Origin of the sequence: Sphingomonas sp., assembly GCF_048594985.1 — a bacterium.
Classification (GTDB): Bacteria; Pseudomonadota; Alphaproteobacteria; order Sphingomonadales; family Sphingomonadaceae; genus Sphingomonas_I.
This window is the reverse complement of the sequence record NZ_JBMDXG010000106.1, coordinates 1-3,450: the sequence shown is the minus strand read 5'-3', so window position 1 is coordinate 3,450 and position 3,450 is coordinate 1. Positions and strand designations below refer to the sequence as shown.

Annotated in this window: 5 protein-coding genes; 4 read left to right on the top strand and 1 reads right to left on the bottom strand. The window is 67.9% G+C overall.

The genetic code is table 11. From position 1 onward, the window contains the following. On the top strand, positions 1–147 hold a 147-nt coding region (locus ACOJSF_RS04015; RefSeq protein ID WP_420140937.1), incomplete at its 5' end, for a pyridoxamine 5'-phosphate oxidase family protein. A 42-nt stretch (positions 148–189) separates the two neighbouring features. Here ACOJSF_RS04015 and ACOJSF_RS04010 read toward each other — a convergent pair. Continuing rightward, entirely contained in the window at positions 190–1,566 is a 1,377-nt protein-coding gene (locus ACOJSF_RS04010) for a methyl-accepting chemotaxis protein (RefSeq protein WP_420140936.1), read from the bottom strand. Between the two features lie 182 nt (positions 1,567–1,748). Here ACOJSF_RS04010 and sdhC point away from each other — a divergent pair, with 182 nt between their 5' ends. The 3 genes from sdhC to ACOJSF_RS03995 all read left to right on the top strand — a co-directional run. After that, complete coding sequence (gene sdhC / locus ACOJSF_RS04005; RefSeq protein WP_420140935.1) at positions 1,749–2,165, top strand: succinate dehydrogenase, cytochrome b556 subunit; 417 nt, start codon at positions 1,749–1,751, stop codon at positions 2,163–2,165. After that, positions 2,165–2,551, top strand: a complete 387-nt coding sequence (sdhD, locus tag ACOJSF_RS04000; RefSeq protein WP_420140934.1) for a succinate dehydrogenase, hydrophobic membrane anchor protein — start codon at positions 2,165–2,167, stop codon at positions 2,549–2,551. The genes sdhC and sdhD overlap by 1 nt, the downstream gene beginning before the upstream one ends. Next, the coding region (locus tag ACOJSF_RS03995; RefSeq protein ID WP_420140933.1) for an FAD-binding protein at positions 2,551–3,450 on the top strand (900 nt) is incomplete at its 3' end. The genes sdhD and ACOJSF_RS03995, both read left to right, overlap by 1 nt.

Genomic DNA, 3,450 nt, shown 5'->3' with positions numbered 1-3,450 from the left:
AAGGGCGCCTTCGCCGCGCACTGGTCGACGGACCTCGAACGCTGGTTTCCCGAGGGGATCGACACGCCGGGCTTGGTAATGATCCACGTGCGCGCCGGCCGCCTCCATTATTGGGACGGCGAGGAAGAGGGCACGATCACGCTCTGACGCTGGCGCCGCCCCGTCCACCCGGGCGGGGGCGGGCCGCCTTCAGGCCGCGTAGCGGTCGATGGGCGCGGGAGCCGCGTCGAGCAGCGACAATTGCTCGTCCACCGCCCGGAATCCCGTTTCGAGCTGGTCGATGTCGCGCGCCACCTGCTCGGTATCGGCACGGATCGCGGCGATGGTGGACGACATGGCATCCGCCGCGAGCGCGGTCTCGTCGACGGCGGCCGTGATCATCGTCACCGTCTGCGCCTGCGTCTCCATCGCCCGGCGAATGCGTTCGGCCGAATGCTGCACGTCGCCGATGGTGGTGCGGATCGTGCCGTTCGCCTCGACCGTCTCGCGCGCGGCGCCCTGGATGGCGCCGATCTTGGCGGCGATGTCGTCGGTAGCGCGCGCGGTCTGGCTGGCGAGGCTCTTCACCTCCTGCGCGACGACCGCGAATCCACGTCCCGCATCGCCCGCGCGCGCGGCCTCGATCGTGGCGTTCAACGCGAGCAGGTTGGTCTGGCCGGCAATGTCGCGGATCAGGCCCAGAATCGATTCGATCGCCTGCGCATGTTCGGACAGCGCATGGCTGACCGCCACCGCCTTTTCGGATTGCTCGGATGCGCGCGTGGCGACGCCTGCTGCCACCTCGACCTCGCCGCGCGCTTCTTCGATCGCACGGATCAGGCCGGCCGCGGTCTGCGCCGCCTCGCGCATCGCAATCGCCGACTGTTCGGACGCGGCCGCCACTTCGGAGGCCTTGCCGAGCATGCCGCGCGCCGACCCCGCGGTCGACGCGGTCCGCCCCTGGAGCGTCGCCGCGCCGCCGACCGTACTGTGCAGAATGTCCGCGACCGTCTGACGGAAGCGTTCCGCCTCCGCGCTACGCTCGGCGATCGCCTGCTTCTTTCTGAGGAACGCCTGATAGGCGAAGCTGATCTCGAGCTCGATCGCGGCAAGGCGATGGACCGTGTCGATGATCCGGGGCAGGTCGTCCGAACCCAGCATGGCATCGCTCAGCGCCTTGCAAATCATCGCTGTACGCTGCGCATTCCCCTCCGCCACCAGCGCGGTCGACGTGCCCATGACGAAGATTTCGCGCCCGATCATCCCGATTCGGTCGACCCAGCGCGCGTCCACCGGCGTGGTGAGCTGCGCGCGCGTTTGTCGCGCGACGCGGGGCTGGATCTCCTCATCGGACAATCCCATCCTGGCGATCGCGTCACCGCACGGCGTCCGGCTGCGCGGCAGCCAGGCCCAGAAATCATGGACGGCGCCTAGAATGATCTCGCCCGCACGCTCCCATACGAAGGCGATGTCGCGCTCAAGTTTGCCGTCCCCATTATAGATCGCGACGCGCTGCGCGATTTCGGCATCCGGGAATGGCATGCGTGCCTCGGCCGGCAACGGGATGAGGTAATGTTCGTCGGTCATGGTCCGGCCTTTTCGCGGTGGGCGATCAGTCGGGACCCGGTTACGCGACCGGAAGTAAATAGTCGGTTAGTCGTCTTGGCGGGTCCTGCGAGCCGGTTCGCCGCGCGTTGCGAACGTTGCAACGCGGCATTTTGGGGCTAAAGAGGGTCGATCCTTTCCTTATTCTGGGACCTGCCGAGGACATGGCGCGTAATTCCGCCCGGCCGCTGTCGCCGCACCTATCGATCTGGAAGTGGGGACCGCACATGCTGGTCTCGATCCTGCACCGCGCGACCGGCTCGGCGCTGGCGGTCGGAGGCGGGATCCTGCTGGTGTGGTGGCTGACGGCGCTGGCCGGCGGGGCCGCGTCCTACGACCGTTTCGTCGACCTGATGACGTCGGACCGGACGGGCTTCCTCAATCCCCTGCCCCTGCTCGTCCTGGTCGGCCTGACCTGGTCGTTCTTCCAGCATCTGTGCGGCGGCGTGCGCCACCTCGTGCTCGATACCGGCGCGGGATACGAGCTGAAGCGCAACAAGACGGGCGCGCTCGCCACGCTCGCCATTTCGATCACACTGACGCTGGCCGTCTGGGGCAGCATCCTCGCGAGGCTCGGCTGATGGGAACGGGAACCAGCGTCGGCCGCGTGCGCGGCCTCGGCTCGGCCAAGGAAGGCGCGCACCATTGGTGGCACCAGCGGCTGACCGCGGGGTCGAACCTGCTGCTCGTCACCTGGCTGGTCGCGTCGCTGTTCCGCCTGCCGCTGTGGAACTACAAGGCGCTCGTCCTGTGGTTGCAGAGCCCGTGGGCCAGCGTGCCGCTGATCCTCGCGGTGATCTCGGTCTTCTACCACCTCCGCCTCGGCCTGCAGGTGGTGATCGAGGATTATCAGCATGATTTCAGCCGCGTCGTGGCGCTGGTGCTGTTGAACTTCTACGCCATCGGCGGCGCCGCGCTCGCCATCTTCTCGATCCTCAAGGTCGCCTTCGCCGGAGCCCACGCCTGATGCCCGCCGCTTACCAGATCATCGACCACGTCTATGACGCGGTGGTCGTCGGCGCGGGCGGTTCGGGCCTGCGCGCGACCATGGGCTGCGCCGAAAAGGGCCTCAAGACGGCCTGCATCACCAAGGTGTTCCCGACGCGCAGCCATACCGTGGCGGCGCAGGGCGGCATCGCCGCGAGCCTGGGCAACAACACGCCCGATCACTGGACGTGGCACATGTACGACACCGTCAAGGGGTCGGACTGGCTGGGCGACCAGGACGCGATCGAATATATGGTGCGCGAGGCGCCGGCGGCGGTGGTCGAGCTGGAACATGCCGGCGTGCCGTTCAGCCGCAACGAGAACGGGACGATCTACCAGCGTCCGTTCGGCGGCCACATGCAGAATATGGGCGCGGGCCCGCCCGTGCAGCGCACCTGCGCCGCCGCCGACCGTACCGGCCACGCCATGCTTCACGCGCTCTATCAGCAGAGCCTGAAGTATGACGCCGACTTCTACGTCGAATATTTCGCGCTCGACCTGATCATGGAGGACGGCGTGTGCAAGGGCGTGATCGCGCTCTGCATGGAGGACGGGACCGTCCACCGCTTCCGCAGCCACGCCACGGTGCTTGCGACGGGCGGCGGCGGGCGCATGTATTTCTCGGCGACGTCGGCGCATACCTGCACCGGCGACGGCAATGCGATGGTGCTGCGCGCCGGCCTGCCGCTGCAGGACATGGAATTCGTCCAGTTCCACCCGACCGGCATCTACGGCGCGGGTGTGCTGATCACCGAGGGCGCGCGCGGCGAGGGCGGCTACCTGACCAACTCCGAGGGCGAGCGCTTCATGGAGCGCTATGCCCCCTCGGCCAAGGACCTCGCCTCGCGCGACGTCGTCTCGCGCTCGATGGCGATGGAG